This is a genomic window from Amycolatopsis sp. ATCC 39116 (genome assembly GCF_000231075.2).
In the GTDB taxonomy this organism is placed as follows: Bacteria; Actinomycetota; Actinomycetes; order Mycobacteriales; family Pseudonocardiaceae; genus Amycolatopsis_E; species Amycolatopsis_E tucumanensis.
This window is the reverse complement of sequence record NZ_AFWY03000002.1, coordinates 306,795-329,400: the sequence shown is the minus strand read 5'-3', so window position 1 is coordinate 329,400 and position 22,606 is coordinate 306,795. Positions and strand designations below refer to the sequence as shown.

20 protein-coding genes are annotated in these 22,606 nt (G+C 70.2%); 8 read left to right on the top strand and 12 right to left on the bottom strand.

What is annotated here, in order from left to right:
* The first annotated feature begins 111 nt into the window (after positions 1-111).
* The gene (locus AMY39116_RS0304240) at positions 112-666 is read left to right on the top strand and encodes a bacterial proteasome activator family protein (protein WP_020416463.1); all 555 of its coding nucleotides are present in this window, start codon (positions 112-114) and stop codon (positions 664-666) included.
* Positions 667-685: 19 nt separating this feature from the next.
* Here AMY39116_RS0304240 and AMY39116_RS0304235 read toward each other — a convergent pair whose 3' ends face one another.
* Positions 686-2,290, bottom strand: coding sequence for a hypothetical protein (locus tag AMY39116_RS0304235; RefSeq protein WP_027935622.1), 1,605 nt, complete (start codon positions 2,288-2,290; stop codon positions 686-688).
* A gap of 180 nt (positions 2,291-2,470) precedes the next feature.
* Between AMY39116_RS0304235 and AMY39116_RS0304230 the strand changes: the two genes are divergently transcribed.
* From AMY39116_RS0304230 to AMY39116_RS0304215, 4 genes are read left to right on the top strand one after another with little or no spacing between them, the layout of a single operon-like run.
* Positions 2,471-3,427, top strand: coding sequence for an ABC transporter permease (locus AMY39116_RS0304230; RefSeq protein WP_020416462.1), 957 nt, complete (start codon positions 2,471-2,473; stop codon positions 3,425-3,427).
* A 9-nt stretch (positions 3,428-3,436) separates the two neighbouring features.
* Positions 3,437-4,246 (top strand): ABC transporter ATP-binding protein, encoded by an 810-nt coding sequence (locus tag AMY39116_RS0304225; RefSeq protein WP_017986208.1) that lies wholly within the window; start codon positions 3,437-3,439, stop codon positions 4,244-4,246.
* Between the two features lie 25 nt (positions 4,247-4,271).
* Positions 4,272-5,159 (top strand): glycosyltransferase, encoded by an 888-nt coding sequence (locus AMY39116_RS0304220; protein WP_162146024.1) that lies wholly within the window; start codon positions 4,272-4,274, stop codon positions 5,157-5,159.
* A 47-nt stretch (positions 5,160-5,206) separates the two neighbouring features.
* On the top strand, positions 5,207-5,653 hold the full coding sequence (locus tag AMY39116_RS0304215) for a nitroreductase family deazaflavin-dependent oxidoreductase (RefSeq protein ID WP_084506013.1): 447 nt from the start codon (positions 5,207-5,209) through the stop codon (positions 5,651-5,653).
* Positions 5,654-5,719: 66 nt separating this feature from the next.
* On the opposite strand, the gene AMY39116_RS0304210 is transcribed toward AMY39116_RS0304215, so the two are convergent.
* Entirely contained in the window at positions 5,720-6,478 is a 759-nt protein-coding gene (locus AMY39116_RS0304210; RefSeq protein WP_020416458.1) for a decaprenylphospho-beta-D-erythro-pentofuranosid-2-ulose 2-reductase, read from the bottom strand.
* A complete protein-coding gene (locus AMY39116_RS0304205; RefSeq protein WP_051123476.1) occupies positions 6,475-7,866 on the bottom strand; it encodes an FAD-binding oxidoreductase in 1,392 nt (463 codons plus the stop codon). The genes AMY39116_RS0304210 and AMY39116_RS0304205 overlap by 4 nt, the downstream gene beginning before the upstream one ends.
* Before the next feature lie 76 nt (positions 7,867-7,942).
* Between AMY39116_RS0304205 and AMY39116_RS0304200 the strand changes: the two genes are divergently transcribed.
* On the top strand, positions 7,943-8,425 hold the full coding sequence (locus AMY39116_RS0304200; protein ID WP_027935619.1) for a GtrA family protein: 483 nt from the start codon (positions 7,943-7,945) through the stop codon (positions 8,423-8,425).
* Positions 8,426-8,492: 67 nt separating this feature from the next.
* Positions 8,493-10,433 carry a glycosyltransferase gene (locus AMY39116_RS0304195; protein ID WP_027935618.1) on the top strand — a complete coding sequence of 647 codons (1,941 nt, stop codon included), beginning with the start codon at positions 8,493-8,495 and terminating at the stop codon, positions 10,431-10,433.
* Between the two features lie 723 nt (positions 10,434-11,156).
* Here the strand turns inward: AMY39116_RS0304195 and AMY39116_RS0304190 are convergent.
* The 8 genes from AMY39116_RS0304190 to AMY39116_RS0304155 form a co-directional block, all read right to left on the bottom strand.
* On the bottom strand, positions 11,157-11,399 hold the full coding sequence (locus AMY39116_RS0304190) for a hypothetical protein (protein ID WP_020416454.1): 243 nt from the start codon (positions 11,397-11,399) through the stop codon (positions 11,157-11,159).
* A gap of 71 nt (positions 11,400-11,470) precedes the next feature.
* The gene (locus tag AMY39116_RS0304185) at positions 11,471-13,594 is read right to left on the bottom strand and encodes a hypothetical protein (protein WP_020416453.1); all 2,124 of its coding nucleotides are present in this window, start codon (positions 13,592-13,594) and stop codon (positions 11,471-11,473) included.
* A 36-nt stretch (positions 13,595-13,630) separates the two neighbouring features.
* The gene (locus tag AMY39116_RS0304180; protein ID WP_020416452.1) at positions 13,631-14,410 is read right to left on the bottom strand and encodes a hypothetical protein; all 780 of its coding nucleotides are present in this window, start codon (positions 14,408-14,410) and stop codon (positions 13,631-13,633) included.
* Positions 14,411-14,477: 67 nt separating this feature from the next.
* Positions 14,478-16,436 (bottom strand): arabinofuranosyltransferase, encoded by a 1,959-nt coding sequence (locus AMY39116_RS0304175; RefSeq protein ID WP_020416451.1) that lies wholly within the window; start codon positions 16,434-16,436, stop codon positions 14,478-14,480.
* The gene (locus AMY39116_RS0304170; protein ID WP_369794294.1) at positions 16,433-17,422 is read right to left on the bottom strand and encodes a decaprenyl-phosphate phosphoribosyltransferase; all 990 of its coding nucleotides are present in this window, start codon (positions 17,420-17,422) and stop codon (positions 16,433-16,435) included. The genes AMY39116_RS0304175 and AMY39116_RS0304170 overlap by 4 nt, the downstream gene beginning before the upstream one ends.
* Positions 17,423-17,468: 46 nt before the next feature.
* Positions 17,469-17,990, bottom strand: coding sequence for a phosphatase PAP2 family protein (locus tag AMY39116_RS0304165; protein ID WP_017986196.1), 522 nt, complete (start codon positions 17,988-17,990; stop codon positions 17,469-17,471).
* Positions 17,983-19,251 (bottom strand): UDP-galactopyranose mutase, encoded by a 1,269-nt coding sequence (gene glf / locus AMY39116_RS0304160; protein WP_051123475.1) that lies wholly within the window; start codon positions 19,249-19,251, stop codon positions 17,983-17,985. Before glf ends, AMY39116_RS0304165 begins: the two co-directional genes overlap by 8 nt.
* 3 nt (positions 19,252-19,254) lie before the next feature.
* A complete protein-coding gene (locus AMY39116_RS0304155) occupies positions 19,255-20,139 on the bottom strand; it encodes an LLM class flavin-dependent oxidoreductase (protein ID WP_020416448.1) in 885 nt (294 codons plus the stop codon).
* Positions 20,140-20,202: 63 nt separating this feature from the next.
* Between AMY39116_RS0304155 and AMY39116_RS0304150 the strand changes: the two genes are divergently transcribed.
* A complete protein-coding gene (locus tag AMY39116_RS0304150; RefSeq protein WP_020416447.1) occupies positions 20,203-21,018 on the top strand; it encodes an HAD family hydrolase in 816 nt (271 codons plus the stop codon).
* On the opposite strand, the gene AMY39116_RS0304145 is transcribed toward AMY39116_RS0304150, so the two are convergent.
* Positions 21,015-22,352, bottom strand: coding sequence for a glycosyltransferase family 39 protein (locus AMY39116_RS0304145; protein WP_020416446.1), 1,338 nt, complete (start codon positions 22,350-22,352; stop codon positions 21,015-21,017). The genes AMY39116_RS0304150 and AMY39116_RS0304145 overlap by 4 nt on opposite strands.
* Between the last annotated feature and the right edge of the window lie 254 nt (positions 22,353-22,606).

The following is a 22,606-nucleotide window of genomic DNA, read 5'->3' as shown; positions in this document are numbered from 1 at the left end:
TACGGACGAGTAGTTTCGCAGTGCGTCCGGGGTTGGGCTGTCGCCGACCGCGGGCCGGCGCGACCGCTAGGCTCGAACACAGCGCGTCGACGAACCAGCCAGGATGGAGCAATGACGGAGCCGAAGTTTTCCGAGTCGCCCTCGCCCGACGAGCAGCCCCACCGCGTGGTCGTGGTGGGCCCGGACGGTTCGCCGGTGGGCACGGCCCGGATCCCGCGGGAGGACGACGAGCACCAGGAGTCGGTCGGTGACCTCGTCGAAGAGCCGGCGAAGGTCATGCGGATCGGCACCATGATCAAGCAGCTGCTGGAGGAGGTGCGGGCCGCGCCGCTGGACGACGCGAGCCGCGACCGGCTGCGTGAGATCCACCAGACCTCGATCAAGGAGCTGGAGCAGGCGCTCGCGCCGGAGCTGCAGAGCGAACTGGAGCGGCTGGTGAAGCCGTTCACCGACGGCACCACGCCGTCCGACGCCGAGCTGCGGATCGCGCAGGCCCAGCTGGTCGGCTGGCTGGAGGGCCTGTTCCACGGCATCCAGACGGCGCTGTTCGCGCAGCAGATGGCGGCGCGGGTGCAGCTGGAGCAGATGCGCCGCGGGCTGCCTGCCGGGCGCGGCGGCCAGGAGGGCCAGGCGCCGGGGATCAGCGGGACCGGTCAGTACCTGTAGCGGAGCGCCCGCGCGCGGATCACCGGTCGGCGCGCGGGCAGACCACGACGTCGTCGTTCCTGATCGCCCGTGAGCAGTCGAACCGCCCCTCGACCAGGCCGGCGGCGTCGATCCAGAGCGGCTGGACGACGACGTACCGGACGGACGGGTCGGACAGGCAGGCGAGGTTCTCCGCGTAGCTCGCCGTGTCCCGCACCGACGGCAGGTCCATGCCCCGCCGCAGGTAGGCCGGCGACGGGTAGCGGCACGGCGTCGGGTTGCCCATGAAGTAGGCGATGTCGCCGAACGCCAGGTAGGCCACCGGGGTGTCCGCCCCGATCCGGTCGCGGACGGCCAGCATCTCCTCGGTGAACTTGTGCTCGATCTCGACGCGGCCGGCGTTGGTGTAGTCGGCGTGGACGCCGTCGAACGAGTACGGCGTCGTCGGCAGGATGGGCACCGTCAACGCGAGCACCCCGACCAGCACCGGCACCGACAGCACCTGCCGTCCGCCGCGGCCGGGTTCGAACGCGCAGGCCAACGCGGCCACGACGGCCAGGCCGGCGAGCAGGCCGTAGGCGAGCGCGCCGTGGCCGGAGCGCCACGCGTAGGACGCGCCCAGGCACACCCGCGCGGCGAACAGCACCACGACCGTCGCCCCGACCAGCGCCCACGGCGGGCGCCCGTGCACGAGCGTCCAGCGCGCGACGGCGAGCGCCCACAGCCCCGCGGCCAGCGGGACCCAGGCGGCCAGGTGGTACTGGTACCACTGCCCCCGCACCACCGCGGCGGCCAGCACGAGCGCCAGCGCGAGCACCGTCAGCACCGGCCAGGCCCAGCGCCGCCGGGACACGCGCACCAGCACCACCAGGGCCGCCGGCAGCACCGCGACCAGCGGCACGAGCATGGCCTCGTTGGCCGCGAACCGCACGATCGAGCCGAAGTCCCGGGCGGCGCCGTCGTTGAGCAGCCACGCCTCCCGCAGCCACCGCCACTCCCGCGGCGCGAGCAGGCTCAGCCCGAACAGCGCGAGCCCGGACACCGCGGCGGTGATCCCGGCGAGCGTCGCGCGCCGCCGGTCCAGCACGGCGATCACGCCGAGCGCGACCAACGCGATCGGCAGGGTGGCGTACCCGACCAGCGCCGCCAGTCCCAGCAACAGCCCGGCGAGCAGGCTCGACGTCCGCAGCGCGGCCCCGATCGCGGCGGTCCCCAGCACGGCCGCCACCCACTCGGGCTGCAGGAAGTCCCAGTTCGGGGCCAGCGCCAGGGCCAGGCCGACGGCCGCGGCCACCGCCGACGCCTCCCCGGACGGCAGCCGCTCACGCAGCCCCGCGCGCAACCACCACGCCGCGCCCGCCGTGAGAGCCAGGGCGACCAGGCGGACCAGCCCCTCGCCCACCCCGACCGAGCCCACGTCGAAGACGCTCAGCCCCTCGGCCAGCCAGCGGTAGGCCAGCGGACGGTGCACGAACGTGCCGGTCGCGCCGAACGGGCTCACGTCCAGGCCGCCCAGCACGTACCGGACGTCGTGGCCGAGCCCGATCCACGCGGCCGTCAACGCGACCGGCAAGGCGGCCACGGCGGTCCACACCCAGCCGCGGATGGGAGCGCGGCGCTGGGGTTCCTCGGTGGTGGTGGTCATTCAGCCGGCCTTTCGCCAGGTTGCCCGTTTTCGGGTGCGCACCCCGGGCGAGAGTACGCGCCGGACGCACACGCTGCCGTCACGGACGGTGGCACAGCGTGATTTCGCCCGATGATCAGCCAAATCGGGCGTCTCCGCCCTGCCCGGAGTGCGCGTGTCCCGCTCGCTACGCTAGGTCCCGTGCAAGCCACCAGCACGGTCGACCAGACCAGCGAAGATCTCGCCCGCGCGGCTGAGCTTCCGCCCTTGTCGGACAGCCGCACCTTCGGGCGCGCGTTCGGCGACATCAAGGAAGGCCTCCGCCAGCGCGAACTGTGGAGCCACCTCGGCTGGCAGGACATCAAGCAGCGGTACCGCCGGTCGGTGATCGGCCCGTTCTGGATCACCATCAGCCAGGGCGTGATCGCGCTCGGTCTGGGGCTGCTGTACTCGCAGCTGTTCAACATGCACATCCAGACGTTCCTGCCCTACATCAGCGCGGGGTTCATCGTCTGGGCCTTCATCAGCGGCTGCCTGACCGAGGGCATGGAGACGTTCATCGCGAACGAGGGTCTGATCAAGCAGATCCGCGCGCCGTTGACGGTCTATGCGCTGCGCACGGTGTGGCGGCAGACGCTGATGTTCGCGCACAACCTGATCGTCATCGTGGTCGTGGTCGGCATCTTCTTCGGCAGCCTGAACCACGACTACGCGCTGTCGCAGAGCGGCATGTGCATGCCGGACAACATCTGCCACCCCGGCATCGGCTGGTACACGCTCACCGCGATCCCGGCGTTCTTCCTGCTGGCGTTCAACGGGGTCTGGGTGACGCTGCTGCTTGGCATCATCTCCACGCGCTACCGGGACATCCCGCAGGTGATCAACTCGCTGATCCAGCTGCTGTTCTACCTGACGCCGATCGTCTGGCCGATCGACCAGCTCAAGTCGGGCCAGCGCGGTGGCAGCGTCAGCTGGGCGGAGCCGATCATCCACCTGAACCCCATCTACCACTTCGTCCAGATCCTGCGCGCGCCGCTGATCGGGCAGGCCGTCAGCCCGTGGAGCTGGGTCGCCGTGGGTGGCATCACGGTCGTGGGCTGGCTGCTCGCGCTCGTCGCCATGCGCAACTACCGGTCCCGCGTCTCCTACTGGGTGTGAGAACGACCAATGGTCAGCATTGATGTGCAGAACGCGTACGTCGACTTCCCGATCTTCGACGCCAAGACGCGGTCGCTGAAGAAGAAGGTCCTCGGCAAGGTCGGCGGCAAGATCGGCACCGAGTCGAAGGTGCCGATCATCGAGGCGCTGCAGGACATCACCCTGTCGCTGCGCGAGGGTGACCGGGTCGGGCTGGTCGGCCACAACGGGGCGGGCAAGTCGACCCTGCTGCGGCTGCTGTCCGGCATCTACGAGCCCACCCGCGGCCTGGCCCGCGTGCAGGGCAAGGTCGCGCCGGTGTTCGACCTCGGCGTCGGCATGGACCCGGAGATCTCCGGTTACGAGAACATCATGATCCGCGGCCTGTTCCTCGGCATGACGCGCAAGCAGATGGAGAAGCGGGTCGACGACATCGCGGAGTTCACCGAGCTCGGCGACTACCTGCAGATGCCGCTGCGCACCTACTCGACCGGTATGCGGGTGCGGCTCGCGCTGGGCGTGGTCACCACCATCGACCCGGAGATCCTGATCCTGGACGAGGGCATCGGCGCGGTCGACGCGGCGTTCCTCAACAAGGCGCGGGACCGACTCGTGGATCTGGTGAACCGCTCCGGCATGTTGGTCTTCGCCTCGCACGCCGACGACCTACTCTTGGAGCTGTGCACGACGGCCATCTGGATGGACGAGGGCCGGATGAAGATGCGGGGCGGCCTGCGCGAGGTGCTCACCGCGTACAAGGGCCGGGACCCGTTCGAGAACATCAGCGCGGAAGCCGCGCAGCGGATCGACGCCGCGCCGGCGGTACAGGGCGGGGAGTGACATGAGCGGTCCGGAGCAGGCTCCGATGCGACCGGGCGGTGTGGCGGCGGTGGTCGTCACGCGGCACCGCCGTGAGCTGCTCGCGGACTCGCTGAAGATCATCGCCGCGCAGATCCGGCCGGTGGACCACCTGGTGGTCGTGGACAACGGTCCGGACCAGCCGGCGCGGGACGTCGTGGAGTCGTTCCCCGGGCAGTACACGTACCTGCCGTCGCACCACAACCTGGGCGGCGCCGGCGGGTTCGCGCTCGGGATCCTGCACGCGCTCGCGCTGGGCGCGGACTGGGTGTGGCTGGCCGATGACGACGGCCGCCCCGCCGACGAGACGGTGCTGGCGGTGCTGCTGGAGGAGGCCGAGAAGCGCGGCCTGGCCGAGATCTCGCCGATGGTCACCAACATCAACGCGCCGGAGAAGCTGGCGTTCCCGCTGCGCCGGGGCCTGACGTGGAAGCGGTCCTCGGCGGAGCTGGGCACCGACTTCCTGCCCGGCATCGCGTCGCTGTTCAACGGCGCGTTGTTCCGGTCGTCCACCCTGGACGTGGTCGGGGTGCCGGACCTGCGGCTGTTCGTGCGCGGCGACGAGGTCGAGGTGCACCGGCGGCTGGTCCGTTCCGGACTGCCGTTCGGCACGTCGCTGCGCGTGTCCTACCTGCACCCGGACGGCTCGGACGAGTTCAAGCCGATGCTCGGCGGGCGGTTCCACGCGCAGGACCCGGAGAACGAGGTCAAGCGCTACTACACCTACCGCAACCGCGGCTACCTGCTGTCCCAGCCGGGGATGCGCAAGATCGGCGCGCTGGAGATCCTGCGGTTCGGCCTGTACTTCGTGGGCGTGAAGCGCGACCCGGGCGCGTTCGTGCAGTGGCTCAAGCTGGTGCGCCAGGGGCAGCGGGAGCGCTTCTTCCGCTATTGAGCGTCGGTGGCAGGAATAGCACGGCCGCCGACCGCCTTGTGCTGGACATGAGTGATCCCTCCGGGGGAGAGTACGCACCGAGCCCCACTGACTGGGTCCGCGAAGCCGTGGAGAGGTTCGAGGCGTCCAACGGCGAAGCCAACCTGAACGAGCCCGGCGGCGGCGCGATCATCGTGATCACGACCGTCGGCGCCAAGACCGGCAAGATCCGCAAGTCGCCGATCATGCGGATCGAGAAGGACGGGAAGTACCTCGCGGTGGCGTCCAACGGCGGCGGCCGCGCGAATCCGGGCTGGTTCAGCAACATCCGTGCGCATCCGGTGGTGGAGTTGCAGGACGGCCCGGTCAAGAAGACCTACGTCGCCCGCGAGCTCGACGGCGAGGAGCGGCGCGAGTGGTGGGAGTACGGCGTCGCGGTCTGGCCGACGTACCTCGAGTGGGAGCGGAAGACCGACCGCCGGATCCCGCTCGTGTTGCTGGAGCCGCCGGACTGAGCGGCTTCCGACCTGCTGAACGTGAGAGGCCCCGGACAGCGCCCGGGGCCTTTCGCGTGGAACCGATCAGATCGGCAGCTTGCGGAAGATCGGTCGCGGCACGTGGCGCAGCACCGACATCACCGCGCGGAACGCGCCGGGCGCCCACACCAGGTCCTTGCCCTTGCGCGCCGCGTCGACGGCGATTTCGGCGACCTGCTCGGCGGTCTGCTCCAGCGGCGCCTTGCCAAGGCCCTCGGTCATCTTCGTCTTGACCTGGCCCGGCCGCACGACCGTCACCTTGACGCCGGACGGCGCCAGCGCCTCGCCCAGGCCCAGGTAGAACCCGTCGAAGCCGGCCTTGGTCGAGCCGTACACGAAGTTCGACCGCCGCACGCGCTCACCGGCCACAGAGGACAGCGCGATCACCGAGCCGTGGCCCTGCTTCTTGAGCTTGTCCGCCAGCGCCACGCCGACCGACACCGCCGCGGTGTAGTTCACCGTGGCCAGCTCGACCGCGGTGGCGTGGTTCTGCCACGCCTCCTCGTTGTCGCCGAGCAGGCCGAACGCCACCACGGCCACGTCGATGTCACCCTGCGCGAACGCCTGGTCCAGCACCGCGGGGTGGGACGCCGTGTCCTTCGCGTCGAAGTCCACTTCGGACACCGAGGCGCCTGCCGCGCGCAGCTTCTCCGCGGCCAGCTTGCGGCGCTCGGACGCCCGCGCCGCCAGCACGACGCGCAGTTCGGGCGCGTCCGCGAGGTACTTCTGCGCGATGGCCAGCGCGATGTCCGACGTGCCGCCGAGCAGCAGCAGGGACTGGGGGTTGCCAACAGCGTCGATCACAGTTCAAGCCTCCGGCTCATGTCGGACGCGAACACGCCCTCGGGGTCGACCGACTGGCGGATCTTGCGCCACTCCTCCAGCCGGGGGTACATCTTCGCGAAGGTCTCCGGCGTGGTGCGCGAGTCCTTCGCGGTGTACAGCCGCCCACCGGCCGCCAGGACGTCTTCGTCGAGTTCGGTGCAGAAGCGGCCGAGGCCGTCCTTGATCGGGAAGTCCACGGACAGCATCCAGCCCGGCGACGGCCAGGACAGCGGCGCGCGGTTGCCCTCGCCCATCCGCTTGAACACGTTCAGGAACGAGTAGTGGCCCGACGTCGCGATCTTGCGGCACAGGTCCTTCAGCGCGTCCTCCCGGCCGAACGGCACGGAGAACTGGTACTGCAGGAAACCCTTGGAACCGTAGGCGCGGTTCCACTCGCTGAGCATGTCCAGCGGGTGGTAGAACTGCGTCAGGTTCTGGATCTTGCCGCGCGCGCCCTTCTTCGGCACCGTGCGCTGCCAGATGTTGTTCAGCATCCCGAACGTCAGCTTGTTGCCGAGGCCGTTGGGGAACACGTCGGGCAGCGTCATCAGCTGCGGCGCGTCGAACTTCAGCGGATCGGCCTGCAGCTTCGGCGGCAACTGGTCCAGCTTGGCCAGCGAGCCGCGGGAGAACGTGGCCCGGCCGAGGCGGCTGTCGGAGTTGATGAGGTCCGGCACCGACATCGAGTAGTCGTAGTTCAGGTCGGACCCGTTGCTGAACAGCTCCAGGGTCTCGTCCAGGCTCGACGTGCGGTCCGCGTCCACGATGAAGTAGGCGCTCTCGGTCTTCTTCATGCGGATCTTCGCGCGCACGATGATGCCGGTGAGGCCGATGCCCGCGACCGTCGCCCAGAACAGCTCCGACTCGGGGCCCTCCGGGGTCAGCGTGCGGATCTGGCCGTCCGCGGTCACCAGGTCCATCGACAGCACGTGGTTGCCGAAGCTGCCCGCGCTGTGGTGGTTCTTGCCGTGGATGTCGTTGGCGATCGCGCCACCGATGGTCACCTGGCGCGTTCCGGGCAGCACCGGGACCCACAGACCGTACGGCAGCGCGGTCTTCATCAGCTGGTCGAGGCTCACCCCGGCGTCCAAGTCGACCTCTCCGGTGTCCGGGTTGATCGAGTGGATCGTGTTCAGGGCGGTCATGTCGATGACGAGACCACCGGCGTTCTGCGCCGGGTCCCCGTAGGAGCGGCCGAGCCCGCGGGCGATGACGCCGCGCTCGCCGGCCTGCGCCACCGCGCGGGCGATCGTCTCCACGTCCGGCGTGGTCAGCACGTCTGCGACGGTCGGGGCGGTGCGACCCCACCCGGTGAGTGTCCGCCGCTCGGTATGCGGTGTCGTGTTCACCCGGACCAGGGTAACCATCCCCGGGGGGCGGCTTTGACCGAGGCGCTTCTACACTTTTCCGGTCCTGGAAATCGCACGCTGGCGAGGTAGTGCAGTGGTGTCTACGGAACCGCAGGAGCAGGCAGTGACGGCGAAGGCGAGCCCGGGCCTGCTCGGCCAGTTGGTGCGATTCGCGCTGATCGGCGGATTTTGCGCGTTGCTCGATCTCGGTACCTACACGGTGTTACGAGCGATCGGACTTGATTACGCTCCGTGGGACACGGTGGCGCGCGCGATCAGTTTCATCGTCGGCACCACGACCGCCTTTTTCCTTAACCGGAAGTTCACGTTCTCCGGCGGCCGCAAAGACGGCAAGGGTCAGATCGGCGGCTTCGTCCTGCTGTACGGCGTCACTTTCTTCGTGGCCGTCGGCATGAACGCGCTGATGTTGCACGTGCTCGGCGAGTTCGCGTTCAAGCCGACCGTCGCGTGGGTGATCTCGCAGGGCACCGCGACCGCCATCAACTTCGTGATGCTCAAGTGGGTTGTCTTCCGCGAACAAGATGTGACCGATGTTTCGCCGGAGTCCGGCTCGTGATTCCTTCACAGGTGACCCGTGTAACTTGGCTGGCGCTAGTCGGATTCCCCTGGAGGACTGAGAACTGATGGCCGGCAAGACTGCCGCGGGACAGCCTGCCCCCGCGAAGGCGAAGACCAACGGAGCCCAGGCGATGCAGGACCAGACCACGTTCGCCGAACACGTTCCGCAGGGCCGCCTGACCGCGCAGCGCGGGCTGTACGCCGGGCCGTCGCCCATCGTTTCCAAGGACCTCTACTCCGAGGTGCTCGAGGGTGTCGTGAACCGCGGCCGCGACGGCGTGACGCTGGAGCCGTCGGCGCGCGTGTCCGGCAACACCTACTTCGGCCGGTTCCCGGCCAGCTACTGGCAGCGCTGGACGAAGGTGCGCCAGGTCCGGGTCGAGGCGGTCGTGAGCGGGGCGGGCCAGCTCGCGGTGCGCGCGTCCGACGTCGAGGGCGAGCCGCGCACGATCGAGGCGCGCGAGGTCGAGGGCGCCGACGGGGCGGTCGTGGCGTTCGACGTCAAGATCGACAAGTTCTACGACGGCGGCGCGCTGTGGCTGGACCTGGAGACCCAGGCCGGGCAGCGACTGACCGTGGAGCGGGTGCGGTGGACCGTCGAGCCGCCGGAGAAGATCCGGCCGACCGCGGTGACCATCTGCACGATGAACCGCGCCGACGACTGCCTGAAGAACCTGCAGGCGCTGGCCGGTGACCTCCAGTCGCTGGACACCCTGGACGCCATCTACGTCGCCGACCAGGGCACCGACCGCGTCGACTCGCGCGACGGGTTCGCGCAGGTGGCGGCCGACCTCGGCGACAAGCTGAAGTACATCACCCAGCCGAACCTCGGTGGCGCCGGCGGTTTCACCCGCGGCCTGTACGAGGTGGCCGGGCACACCGAGACCGAGCACGCGAACGTGCTGTTCATGGACGACGACGTGCTGCTCGAGCCGGACCTGGTCGTGCGGATGACGGCGTTTTCGAACATGGCCGCGAACCCGGTCATCGTCGGCGGGCAGATGCTGAACCTGCTGCACCCGCACCAGCTGCACGTGGGTGCCGAGTACGCGCGGCTGGAGAAGCTGGAGCCGGGGGTGCCGGTCGAGCACAGCTTGCACACGGCCGACCTGCTGGGCGTGGACGAGGAGACCGGCGAGCCGAACCGCCAGGAGAAGCGGCTCGACGCCGGCTACAACGGCTGGTGGTCGTGCCTGATCCCCTACGAGGTGGTCAAGGCCATCGGGTACCCGATGCCGTTCTTCTTCCAGTGGGACGACGCCGAGTACAGCTACCGGGCGCGGGCGCACGGCTTCCCGACGGTCACCCTGCCCGGCGCGGGTGTCTGGCACGCGGACTTCCACTGGAAGGACTGGGACGAGTGGCACCGGTACTTCAACCTGCGCAACTCGATCATCACCGCGGCGCTGCACAGTGACTTCAACCTGAACGTGGTGTGCCGGACGCTGATGGCCCAGGTCGTGCGGTACCTGCTCGGGATGCAGTACGGGTTGACCCACACGCTGATCAAGGCGGTCGAGGACTTCCTGGAGGGCCCGTCGATCCTGGAGGACGGCGGTGTCGCCGCGATGCAGGAAATTCGAGCCATCCGGGCCCAGTACCCGGAGACGAAGCGTCACGACGCCACCGAGGTGCCCGGCATCGCGTCCAACGACATCGGGATCATCAACGCCGCGCCGCGTCCCGCGCTGCAGCGGCTGATCCTGGTGAAGCGGGTCTTCGACCGGCTGCGCGGCCGGTCCCGGTTCGCGCTGGGCGCCGTGCCCAATGATGAGGCCCACTGGTGGCACGTGGCGCTCTTCGACACGGCCGTGGTGACCGATGCGTCCCAGGAGGGCGTGCGGGTGCGCAAGTACGACCGGGAACGCATGTTCGAACTGGGCAAGCGCGCGATGAAGACCCTGAATCGGCTGCGCAAGGAGGGGCACGCGGTGCAGGCGCAGTACAAGCGCGCCCTGCCACAGCTCACGAGCCGCGAGAACTGGAAGCGGTTGTACCGGCTCTGAGGTTTTTCGGCTTTTGGGCCGGCCCTGCTGCTTCTGCGGCAGGGCCGGTTTTGTTTTTGGGGTGTTTGTGAGGTGGGGGGTGGTGGCGGGGCGGGGTTGGCTGGTGGGGCGTGGCTGGGCTTGTCGTGGGCGCGCGGTTGGGCTTGTCGCGAGCGCGCGGTTGGGCTTGTCGCGAGCGCGCGGCTGGACCTCTCGCGACGCGTGCCTGGGCTTTTCATGAGCGCGCGGTTGAGCTCCTCGCGGGGGACGCGAGGCTGGCCCTTTCGTCACGCCTTCGCTGGGCCGCTCGTGGGTGCCCGGCCGGCCCCCTCGTAGACGACGGCTGGGCCACTCATGCGAGCGCGAGTGGCCTCCTGGGGCGCCGCCAATGGGCCACTCGTGTGACCGGGACGGGCTCCCACGTGCCATCGCCGCTGGGCCACTCGTGCCGCCACCACTGGGCCGCTCGCGCGGGCACGAACCGTTCTCACGTGGCATGGCCGCTGAGCCGCCCGGGTCGCCACCGCTGGGCCACTCATGCGGGCGCGACCGGTCTCCACGTGCCATCGCCCCTGGGCCACCCGTGCCGCCACCACTGGGCCACTCGTGCCGCCACCACTGGGCCAACCGTGCAGCCACCACTGGGCCGCTCGCGCCCGCATGACCGGCACCCACGTGGTGACGCCGTTGGGCGGCTCGCGCGGCCGTGGCGGACTCCCCTGCCGCACCGGGCCGGCGGGCGGGTCAGCGCAGGCCGAAGACCTTGTTCTTCCGCTGCAGGTCGTCGATGTACGCGACGGCCACTTGGCTGAAGTTCACGCTCACCTTTGCCCCCTCCTTGGTCTTCACCGTCTGCACCGAGCCGTGCTCGAGCAGCAGGTGCAGCTCCTTTTCCAGCTCTTCGACGTCCTCCGGCGGCAGCGCGAACAGCAGCGGCTCACCGCCGGTGGCCAGGTGCAGGACCAGTGCGGGCTTCTCGTCACTCATGCGTCCAGCACACCAGCCGCCGATCTTGTTCGGCAACAAAGTTCGCGCACAGCAGAGGCGCGAACCCCGGTCTACTGGCTCAGCCAGTAGCCGTACGAGGTGTAGTCCGGGTAGGGGTTCAGCAGCGGGCGCGGCTGCTGGATCTCGACCTCCACCGATGGCCCCGTCACGAGCTCGGCCGGCACCGTGAAGCTGTACGTCGACCACGTGCCCTGCTGGGAATCACGCGTCCAGACGCCCGCCTCCACGCCGTTGACCAGCACCCGCATGTCGAAGACCGTGCCGTGCATCGCCGTGCGGGACGTCAGCGTCAGGGGGCGGCCGGGCACCAGGTTGTGCGCCGTGAACCTCTCCCCGCCGACGATCGGCCTCGCGCTGTCGATCACGTCGCCCACCCGGCCCAGCGACGTCCACGGCTGCGTGCCCACCTGGGCCAGCACCGGCTCGTACCCGTGCTCCCCCTCGCTGCGCAGGTCACCCACGTTCACGTAGTCCCGCAGCTCACCGGGCACCGCCTGCGAGTCGCCGCTGCCCGCCAGCGACCAATCCGCCTCGTACACGTTCAGCCACCGGAACGGGACGATCAACCGCCCACCCAGATCCGGCTGGGCCTGCACCTCGAAGCTCATCTCCGACGGCGTCCGCAACACCCCGACGTCCTTCAACGGCTCCATCGACGGCCCCGGCCACGGGTCGTACACCGCGAAGTACTCCGGCCGCTCCGCCGCGGGCAGGTGCTTCAACGCCTCGTACAACGAACCCGTGCCGTTGTTCGCCGGCGCCGCGAAACCGTTCGTGCCCAGGCCGATCAGGTCCAGCACCCGGTGCCCGCCGAAGTACGCGACCGCGCCGACGTCCTTCACCGCCACCACCGAACCCGGCGGCAGGTTCCCCCGCACCCACTGCGCCACCGACACGTCCGTGTCGCGAATGGCCGCCGTCGCCCGGCCGAACCGCACCGACCAGCTCGGCAGCGTCGCCAGCGACAACACCAGCACCACCACCAGCGCGCCGTGCAGCGAGATCCGCCGCGCCCGCTCCCGCGCCGCGATCCGGCTCAGCCCGTACACGCCGATCACCACGAACAGCACGAACACCGGCATGAACGGCTGCACGTACCGCAGCTCGTGCACCAGCGCGGTGTTCAAAGTGGACACCGACACCAGGATCAGCAGCAACCCGGCCGCCAGCGCGTACAGCATCGGCCGCCACGTCGGCCGCGTCAGGAACACGTAGACCATCCCCGCCGCGAACACCAGCAACGCGCCCGGGAACGCGTAGTCCTGCCCATCGAAACCCAGGAAGATGCTCACGAACGCCCGCGCGTTCGCCATCGTGCGGTCCGCGAACTCGCTCAGCCAGAACACCGGCCGGTCGTGCAGGAACGACTTCGACTGGATGCCGTTCGCCGACGCCGTCCCCGTCGCGATCTTGTAGAACAGCAGTTGCGCCACGCCGACCGCGATCGGCAGCAGTGTCCACAGTGCCCGCAGCACCGTCCGCCGTGGACGCGTCATGTGCCGGTGCGCCCACACCGTCCACAACGCCGCGAACGCGAGCGTCACCGCCAGGATCAGGCCCTCGGTCCGCACGAGCGCCAGCAGGCCGCCCAGGATCGGCGTCCACCGGAACCGCGCCCACGGCTGCTCGGTCACGAACGCCAGCAGCGTCGCGACCACCAGCAGCATGACCAGGCCGACCTCCATGCCACTGGCCGAACCCCACGCCAGCGGCCCGCTCAACCCGACCAGGACACCCGACCACACGCCGACCGAACGCGACACCAGCTTCGTGCCCAGCACCGTGACCAGCCCGGTCGCCAGCGCGAAGCACAGGATGCCGAACCCCATCGCGAAGGCCAGGAAGAACGTGCCGTGGAACCCCACCAGGTACGCCGCACCCAGCACCAGCGCGTACAACAGGCTGCTCGCCCCGGCGCTGATGTCGTCGCCCGTGTTGAACTGGAAGAAGTGCCCCAGTCCCAGCTGCCGCCCGTACTGCAGGTGGATGTAGACGTCGTCGAGCGGCGCGATCAGCTTCCCCTGGTTCCACGCCATGCCACTGGCCACGAACACCACGCCGACCAGCGCGGCCAGCGCCCCGGTGAGCCAGAACTCCGGATTCCCGGGCAGCGACCGGCGCGGCCGGCGAGCGGTGCGGTCGACCTCGTCTGAAACGTCCAGAACCTGTGTCACTTCACGCACACGCCCGGGCCTGGTTCCGTGGTTGCCTCATCGGGCCAGGCTATCCCTCGACTCACGCCACTGGTCGAACAGCAGGTCCCGGTGGACCTCGTGGTAGCGCGCCAGGTCGAAGATGTGCACCGTCTTGGACCAGCGGCCGTCCGGACCAGGGCGGAACCCGTCCGCCTCGGCGCGCTCGAAATCGCTGCCCAGGTAGTGCACTCCGACCGAACCGTCCAAAGTGATCCCCGCTACCTCGCACGACGAACCGAGGTACTCCGCGCGCGTGCTCACCTCGGCGACCCGGCCGCCTTCGGTCTCCAGCACACCGGACCGCGGGCGGCCGCTGACGACCGCGGCCTGGCCGTTGGGCCAGCCGCCGTGTGGCGTGATGCCCTCGACCGGCCGCGCGAACCGCGCCGCCCGCCACCGCGTGAACAACAAGTCGTTCTGCCGTTCCGCGTAGTCACGCAGATCCCGCATGTCGACGGTCTTGTAGTACTCGTAGGAGTTCTCCTGGACGAAACCGTTGATGGTGGCCCACTCGTGGTCCCATTCGGCATCCAGAACGCGTGCGGTGCCGTTCTCGTACGCCGCGTCGACCATCACGCGGTGGTCCCGGTAGGTGGCGTAGACCTGCACCGAGAAAACGCGTTCACACATCTCCACCGGAACCGGGCCGGCGAGTTCCTGGCGCGGGAACGGCGCCGGTCTCGCGTCCCGCACCTGCGGGAAGTGCACGTAGTTGTCGCCCGCCGCATACGAAACCGGGTGCGCGACGCCGTCCACGACGGCGATCGTGCCGGTGCGGTACAGGGGGTAGGTCACGCCGGAGCCCCCTCTGCGTTTCCGATCAACGGGTGTGTGCGGAGCAGTTTACGAGAAACTCACACATTCAGCTAATCGGTGGTGCCGAAGAGTCCACGATCACCGTGAACGGCCCGACGTCGCGCCGCTCGAACTCGGGCGCCGAGAACAGTTCCGGCGCGAATTCGACCTCGTCGACGCGGATCGGCACGGCACGCGGGAACGTGTCGGACACGACCGGCGCCAGCAGTTTCCCGTCGTCGCCGCGGCGCAGCACGAAGACGTTGGGCGCCTCGTGCGGGTTCGTCCGCAACCGCGCGAGCAGGTCGGCCGAGTCCCGGGCGGTCGCCCAGGACCGGATCTCGTCATTGCGTTGCGTGTACCCGGCCAGCGGGTTCGCGTAGTGCGGCGTGGTCTGCTGGAAACCCCAGTACGGCTCGAACGACAGCAGCCGGTCGTGCGCCGAGAACACGATGTTGCCGGTCGGCGGCCGACCGGTCAGCTCGGCGATCGTGCTGATCAGCTGCGGCGTCCAGTACCCGTCCTGCTCGGGGTCGTGCCCGAAGCTCGCCGTCCAGCCGTCCGGGTAGTAGTCGGACTCGGCGGTGTCCACCGAGTCCTTCATGGTCGTGCCCACGATCGTCTGGGACACCGACACCGCGCCGAGCACGGCCAGCGCGAACGCGACCGTCCGCACCGGGCGGACCCGGCCGATCAGCCGCGGCAGCACCCGCACCAGCTCGACGAGCGCGAACACGCCGGCCACCGCGAGCACCACGTCGACGGTCACGATGAACCGGAACGACAGCAGCGTGGTGCGGACCAGCAGCGCGAGGTTCGACACCGCGAACCAGGCGTAGACCAGCGCGGTCAGCACCAGCATCACCAGCGCGACCGGGTCGCGGCGGGCACGCAGCACCAGCCACACCAGACCGGCCAGGCACAGCACGCCGAACGCGCTCGCCGAGGTGAACGGCATCGGGAAGTAGGCGCTGATCTCGGGCAGGAAGTGCGCGGCGACGTTCGGCTTGCCCAGCCCGCCCGCCAGGATGAACGGGCCCCACGTGATCAGGGCCAGCACCGCCGTGACCACGCCGATGACCACCAGGCGCAGCAGCAACCGCCGCACCACGGGCCACGGCTGCTGCCCCGCGCGGACGTCCAGCGCGAGCACGACCAGCGCCAGCACCACCACGGCCGCCACGCCGTACGCGACGTGCAGCGTGTAGGTGACCGCGGAGAAGCCCAGGTAGACGCCGATCAGCAGCAGCGTCCAGGCCGGCACCCGCTCACGCGAGCGCAGCGCGTGCCAGGCCAGCAGCATGACCGGCGGCAGCCACGCGGTGGTCGGCCAGGCGTACGGCTCCTCCGGCCCGAGGGCGACGAACCCGGCCAGGATCGTGGCGACCGAGGCCAGCAGCGCCATCCGGCGCCGCACGACCAGGCTCCACAGCACGAACGCGACCACCCCGGACACCGCGGCCCACGTGATCGAGTACGGCTTGTAGGCGGCCCAGCCCTCCAGCCCGAGCAGGTTCGCGAACCGGCCGCCCAGCCAGAACCAGCCGCCCGGGTAGTAGGCGGCCAGCCCGTGGTAGTTCACATCCGCCAGCCCGGCCGTGGCGGTCAGGCGCTCCAGGTACTGCAGGCGGAACGTGTTGTCCACGCTGGAGCCGCCGAGGAAGAACCGGGTGCCCTGCAGCGGGATCGCCAGCAGCAGGGTGGACAGCGCGGTCAGCGCAGCCCAGCTGCCGCCGAGGCGCACCCACAGCGGCCAGCGGGCCGCGCCGCTGTAGACCAGCGACCCGAACAACACGACGACGATCACCGCGACGGCCAGGTTGACCAGCGCGTCCGGCACGTACGTGCCCGGGTCGACGCCCAGCTTGTTCGAGCCGAACTGCAGGACCAGGCTGAACACGACCGCCGCGACCGTGCCCAGCACGAGCTCGGCCAGCGTGCGGCCGGGTCCGAGGCGGGTCAGCGCGGGGCGCGGCGCGGGTTCGGTCGACGTGCCGCCGCCGGGCCGGGCCAAGGTGGTCGTCACAGGTAGAAGGTGATCCCGAGGGTGGCGACCCACAGCACGCCGAGGACCTGCAGGATCCGGTCCTTGAGCACGATCTCGTCGGGCGCGCCCGCGGTGCCGCCGTCCACGTCGACCGCGTAGCGCAGCACGGCGATCACGAACGGCACCATCGAGATGACCGGCCACACGGACTGGTCGGCGCCCTCACGCAGCTCGAACGCCCACAGCGAGTACGACATGATCAGGATCGCCGCCGCGGTCGCCCACACGAAGCGCAGGTAGCTGGCCGAGTACTTCTTCAGCGACGAGCGGATCTTCGCCCCGGTGCGCTCGAAGAGCATGATCTCGGCGTAGCGCTTGCCCGCCACCATGAACAGCGAACCGAACGCCGTGACCAGCAGGAACCACTGCGACAGCGCGATGCCGGCGGCGACACCACCCGCGATCGAGCGCATCAGGAAGCCGGACCCGACGATCGCCAGGTCGATCACCGGCTGGTGCTTGAGGCCGAAGCAGTAGCCCAGCTGGACCGCCTCGTAGACCCCCAGCACGATGGCCAGTTCCGGGCTCGCGAGGAACGACAGCCCCAGGCCGACGCCGAAGAACAGCACCGCGGCCGCGTACGCGACCGGCACCGGCACGATCCCGGCCGCGATCGGCCGGTTCCGCTTGGTCGGGTGCGCCTTGTCGGCCTCCACGTCGACCGCGTCGTTGATCAGGTACACCGACGACGCGACCAGGCTGAACGCCACGAACGCGATGACCGCGTCGAGCAGCACCGAACCGTTGGTGATCTGGGCCGCGGTGAACGGCGCGACGAAGACCAGGACGTTCTTCGCCCACTGCTTCGGCCGCGCGGTCTTGGCGACGCCGAGGACCATGCCCACCGGGCCGCGCTTGGCCGCCGGAGCCGGTTCGGTCGTCGTCTCGGCCGGCTCGGCCGGCTCGGCCGTCTCCGCCGACTGCGCGGTCTTCGCCTCGGCCGTTTCGCTGGTTTCGTCCACGATCTCGGCTTCCGCGGCGTTGTTCACTGATTTGGTCACGGGTGGTTCCCTACCCCTTTTTGCGGATTTTCCTGCGCAGCAGACCTCCGACCACACCGCCGAGCGCGGCGCCGGCGAGCACATCGGTCGGGTAGTGCACCCCCAACACGAGCCGGGACGCCAACATCGGCGGGACGAGCGCGGGAACCAGGTTACGCCCGGTCAATCCCGAGTAGAGCACCGCCGCCGCCGTAGTGGACGTGGCGTGCGAGGACGGGAAGCTCAACCGGCTCGGTGTGCCCACCAGGACCTCGACGCTCGGGTCCTGCGGGCGGGGCCGCCGGACCACGCGCTTCACGGCGATCGACGCGCCGTGCGCGCCGACCACGCCAGCGGCCGCGACCAGCCAGTCCTTGCGGCGCTTGCGGTCCACCGCGGCGCCGACGAGACCGGCGGCGAACCACCCGATCGCGTGCTCACCGAAGTGGGACAGGCCGCGGGCGGCCTTCACGGTGGCCGGGCGCTTCAGGGCGCCCTGGACCTTGGAGAGCACCTCGATCTCAGCGGCGCGCTCCGGCTTCTTCTCAAGCATCGATGCTCCCGTCCAGGGGGGCGCCCTCGGTCAGGTGCGGGGCGATCTTGTTGTCGAAGACCGACAGCGCCGAACCGATGGCCATGTGCATGTCCAGGTACTTGTAGGTGCCCAGGCGGCCGCCGAAGAGCACGTTGCGCTCGCGCGCCTCGGCCTTCGCCAGCTCCCGGTACCGCTCCAGCTTCGCCCGGTCGTCCGGGGTGTTGATCGGGTAGTACGGCTCGTCGTCGTCGTTCGCGAAGCGCGAGTACTCGCGGACGATGACCGTCTTGTCCTTCGGGTAGTCGCGCTCCGGGTGGAAGTGGCGGAACTCGTGGATCCGCGTGAAGGGGACGTCCTCGTCGTTGTAGTTCATGACGGACGTGCCCTGGTAATCACCCGTGGGGACGACCTCCTGCTCGAAGTCGAGCGTGCGCCAGCCGAGGCGGCCCTCGGAGTAGCCGAAGTAGAGGTCCAGCGGGCCGGTGTAGACGGTCGGCGTGCCTGCCGGGATGCGGTCGCGGACGTCGAAGTAGTCGGTGTTCAGGCGGACCTCGATGAGCTCGTGGTCGGCCATCCGCTCCAGCCAGGCGGTGTAGCCGTCGACCGGCAGGCCCTCGTAGGTGTCGTTGAAGTACCGGTTGTCGAAGGTGTAGCGCACCGGCAGGCGGGTGATGTTGCCCGCGGGCAGCTCCTTCGGGTCGGTCTGCCACTGCTTGGCGGTGTAGCCGCGGAAGAACGCCTCGTACAGCGGGCGGCCGATGAGCGAGATGGCCTTCTCTTCGAAGTTCTGCGCGTCCGCCGTGTTGATCTCGCTGGCCTGCTCGGCGATCAGCGCGCGGGCCTCGTCCGGCGTGTGCGACTTGCCGAAGAACTGGTTGATCAGCGCCAGGTTCATCGGCAGCGGGTAGACCTGCCCCTTGTACTTGCCGAACACGCGGTGCTGGTAGTTCGTGAACTCGGTGAACTGGTTGACGTAGTCCCAGACCCGCTTGTTCGACGTGTGGAACAGGTGCGCGCCGTAGCGGTGCACCTCGATGCCGGTCTCCGGCTCGGCCTCGGAGTAGGCGTTGCCCCCCAGGTGGGAACGCCGTTCCAGCACGAGCACGCGCTTGCCGAGCTGGCTGGCCGCGCGCTCGGCGACCGTCAGCCCGAAGAAGCCGGAGCCGACGACGACCAGGTCGTACCCGGCGAATTCGGCGTCGGTGACGTCAGTGTTGCTCGTGTGCTCGCTCACGGGAAGCGAGGGTACCGACGCTACTGAGGGCAATCGCACCCACATTCACTATTGCGCTTCGCGCAGGCCCGGGAGCACGTCGGCCACCACTTCTTCGAGCACGGCCTCGCGACCGGCGTACGGGCCGGACGAACGTGGCCAGTGCACGACCACGTCGGTGAAGCCGAGCTCGGCGGCGCGACCGGCCGCGTCGGTGAACGCCTGAGCGCTGACCAGGGAAAACACCGGGGACGAGTCGAGGCTGAGGTACCGGTGGACGTCTTCGCCCGCCCGGTCGTTCTCGGCCAGCACCTGGTCGAAGCGCCGGGACAGCTCGGCGACGCCCTGCCACCACTCGTCGAGCGTTTCCACCCGGGGACCGGTGGTCACCCAGCCGCCACCATAAGTTGCGGCAACTTTCATCGCGCGCGGCCCGTTGGCGGCGATCAGGAACGGAATTCGCGGCCGCTGCACGCAACCGGGCAGATTGCGGGCGCCGCGGGCCGTGTAATAGGTGCCCTCGTAGTCGAACCCGTCGGTGATGAGCAGGCCGTCCAGCGCCTCGACGAACTCGGCGAACCGGTCCGACCGCTGGCGCGGGGTGAGCTCCTCGCCGCCCAGCACGCCCGCGTCGTAGCCCAGGCCGCCCGCGCCGATGCCCAGGATGAGACGACCGTCGGCCACGTCGTCGAGGGTGATCAGCTCGCGGGTGAACGGCACCGGGTGGCGGAAGTTGGGCGAGGCGACGAACGTGCCGAGCCGGATCGTGGAGGTCACCATGGCCGCGGCGGTCAGGGTGGGGACCGCGGCGAACCACGGGCCGTCGACCAGCGTTCTCCAGCCGAGGTGGTCGTAGGTCCAGGCGTGGTCGAAGCCGTACTCCTCGGCGGCCCGCCACTTCGGCTCGGCCGCCCACCACCGGTCCTCGGGAAGAATCACGATGCCAACGCGCACCGGCCCACGCTATCGGTCAGCACCGACAATCCGTCGGCCCGGACCCCAGGGGACAATGGGGGTGTGGAGAAACCCCTGCTGATCGCGTCGGATGTGGACGGCACCCTGCTCGACCCGATGGAACGGATGTCCCCCCGCACCGCCGCCGTGCTGCGCCGCGCCACGGAAGCGGGGATCCCGATCGTGCTCGCCACCGGCCGCCCGCCGCGCTGGATCCCGTCGGTGGCGCAGGCCGGCGGCCTGACCGGTTACGCAGTGTGCGCGAACGGCGCCGTGCTGTACGACATCGGCAAGGACGAGGTGGTCGGGGTGCACGGCGCGCTGGAGCCGATGATGCTCAACGACGCCGTGCACGAGCTGACGAAGGCGCTGCCGGGCGCCGGGTTCGCCGCCGAACGGGTCGGCCGCCGCGCGCTCGACCCCGACGTCGAGCACCTGGTGGTCGAGCACGGCTACCACAACCCGTGGGGCGACGGCGAGGGCGTGCCGGTGTCCCGGGCCGAGATCGTCGGGCGGCCTGCGGTGAAACTGCTGGTCAGCCACCCGGACATGACGTCGGACGAGATGGCGCGGGCGGCGCGCGCGGTGCTCGACGAGTCGGTGGACATCACGTTCTCCGCCAGCGGCGGGCTGATCGAGATCGCGGCGCACGGCATCACGAAGGCGACTGGGCTGGCCGAGGTTGCCGAGCGATTCGGCGTGCCGGTCGAGCGGATCATCGCGTTCGGCGACATGCCCAACGACCTGGAGATGCTCAAGTGGGCCGGGCACGGCGTGGCGATGGCCAACGCGCACCCCGAGGTGCTGGCGATCGCGGACGAGGTGACGAGCCCGAACAGCGAGGACGGCGTCGCGCAGGTGCTCGAGCGCTGGTTCTAGGGGCAGGGCACGTACGTCAGCCGCTCATCGCCGGAGAGCTGGGACAGCAGGCGGGACTCGCTGTCCGCGCGCAGGTACAGCGTCAGCCAGCCCAGCCCGGCGCGCTGGAAGGTGGCGACCTCGTAGCGCTGCGCGTACTTCTCCGCGATCCCGCAGTCCTGCGCCGGTGAGTACCAGGCCAGCGGCGCGGCGAGCACCGGTAGGCCGAACAGCGCGACCGGCGCGTACTCGTCGTCGCGGGCGGAGCCGGTGACGCCGGTGATCATCATGCGGGAGCCGGCGCGGTAGGCCAGCGCGGCGTTGCCGAACGTGTCGATGTTCGACCCGGACGGCAGGCGGTCGCGCAGCCAGTGACCGATCTCGGTGGTCTGCGCCATCCGCTGGCGGTCGACGTGCACGACCTGCTGGGCGGCGAACGCGGCCGGCACGCTGACCGCGCACAGCACGAGCGCGACCGCCGGCACGACACGCCGCTCGGCCAGCCGCCGCCGGGGCCGCGGCGACGGGCGGTTGCTCGTTCTGCCGGACGCCGCGGCCGCGCCCACCGCGACCAGTGCGCACAGCAGGAAGCCGTACGGCAGGTGGGACGACGCGGGCCAGCCGCTCCGGGCGTGCCCGTAGTAGGTCGCCTCCCAGGCCCACCACGGCACGAGGAACACCAGCGCGCCCAGCAGGTAGCCGGCGGGGCCCCACCAGCTCGACCGGCGCCGCACCGCGGCCGTCAGCAGCCAGACCTCGCCGAGCAGCGCGAACACGACGCCGTCGGAGCGGGTCATCACGGCCAGCGCGGCGAGCACTCCGGCGACCAGCGGGTGGCCGGTGACCAGGGCCAGGCACCCGGCCAGCACGAGCAGCACGAACAGCGGCGTCTCGGTGCCGGCCAGCCCGTGCGAGGCGAACAGGCTCGCCCCCGCGGTGAGCAGCGCGGCGAGGACCCCGGCGGTGGTCGTGAAGCGCTTCGCCAGCAGGTACGCCACGACAACGCAGCCGAGCGCGCACGCGATGCCCAGCACGACCGCGCCGGTGACGACGTCCGCGCCGAACAACGCCCCGGGCAGCGTGACCAGCACCAGCCACAGGAAGTTCGGCAGGCCCTGGGTGCGCTCGCCGATCGTGTAGACGGCGCCGTAGCCCTCGGCCATGTTGCGGGCGTAGCGGAACGTGACGAACGCGTCGTCCGGCACCGTGGCCACGACGAGCTGCAGGACCAGGGCGAACACGAGCGCGAGGACCAGGATCCAGCCCCGGCTCGCGCGCAGCGTCGCGACGCGCGGCCACGCCGCGGTCACCACCCCCGCCAGCGCCAGCCACGCGGCGACCAGGGCACCAGGCACCTCTCACCCTCCGTGACGCCGCTCCACCCTTGCCGTAGGTATCGCTCCCGCGCCCGGATTGTTTCGTCGCCGAGACATTTCGGGGTGGGGGTGGGTGGGGGTGGGGGCCGCGGTGGCGGGAGTGATTCGCTGCGGTGGCGGGAGTGGGTGGCCGCGGTGGCGGGGATGGCTGGCCGCCGCGGTGGCGGTGGTGGGTCGCCGCGGTGGGTGGCCGCGGTGGCGGGGGTGGGTGGCCGCGGTGGCGGGGGTGGGCG

Excerpts from the sequence above, each read along its gene's own strand:
- AMY39116_RS0304220 (WP_162146024.1), top strand. The coding sequence starts at position 4,272 with ATGCGACCGGGCGGTGTGGCGGCGGTGGTCGTCACGCGGCACCGCCGT.
- AMY39116_RS0304235 (WP_027935622.1), bottom strand. The coding sequence starts at position 2,290 with ATGACCACCACCACCGAGGAACCCCAGCGCCGCGCTCCCATCCGCGGC.
- AMY39116_RS0304190 (WP_020416454.1), bottom strand. The coding sequence starts at position 11,399 with ATGAGTGACGAGAAGCCCGCACTGGTCCTGCACCTGGCCACCGGCGGT.
- glf (WP_051123475.1), bottom strand. The coding sequence starts at position 19,251 with ATGTGGGTGCGATTGCCCTCAGTAGCGTCGGTACCCTCGCTTCCCGTG.
- AMY39116_RS0304215 (WP_084506013.1), top strand. The coding sequence starts at position 5,207 with ATGAGTGATCCCTCCGGGGGAGAGTACGCACCGAGCCCCACTGACTGG.
- AMY39116_RS0304205 (WP_051123476.1), bottom strand. The coding sequence starts at position 7,866 with ATGGTTACCCTGGTCCGGGTGAACACGACACCGCATACCGAGCGGCGG.
- AMY39116_RS0304225 (WP_017986208.1), top strand. The coding sequence starts at position 3,437 with ATGGTCAGCATTGATGTGCAGAACGCGTACGTCGACTTCCCGATCTTC.
- AMY39116_RS0304195 (WP_027935618.1), top strand. The coding sequence starts at position 8,493 with ATGGCCGGCAAGACTGCCGCGGGACAGCCTGCCCCCGCGAAGGCGAAG.
- AMY39116_RS0304165 (WP_017986196.1), bottom strand. The coding sequence starts at position 17,990 with ATGCTTGAGAAGAAGCCGGAGCGCGCCGCTGAGATCGAGGTGCTCTCC.
- AMY39116_RS0304240 (WP_020416463.1), top strand. The coding sequence starts at position 112 with ATGACGGAGCCGAAGTTTTCCGAGTCGCCCTCGCCCGACGAGCAGCCC.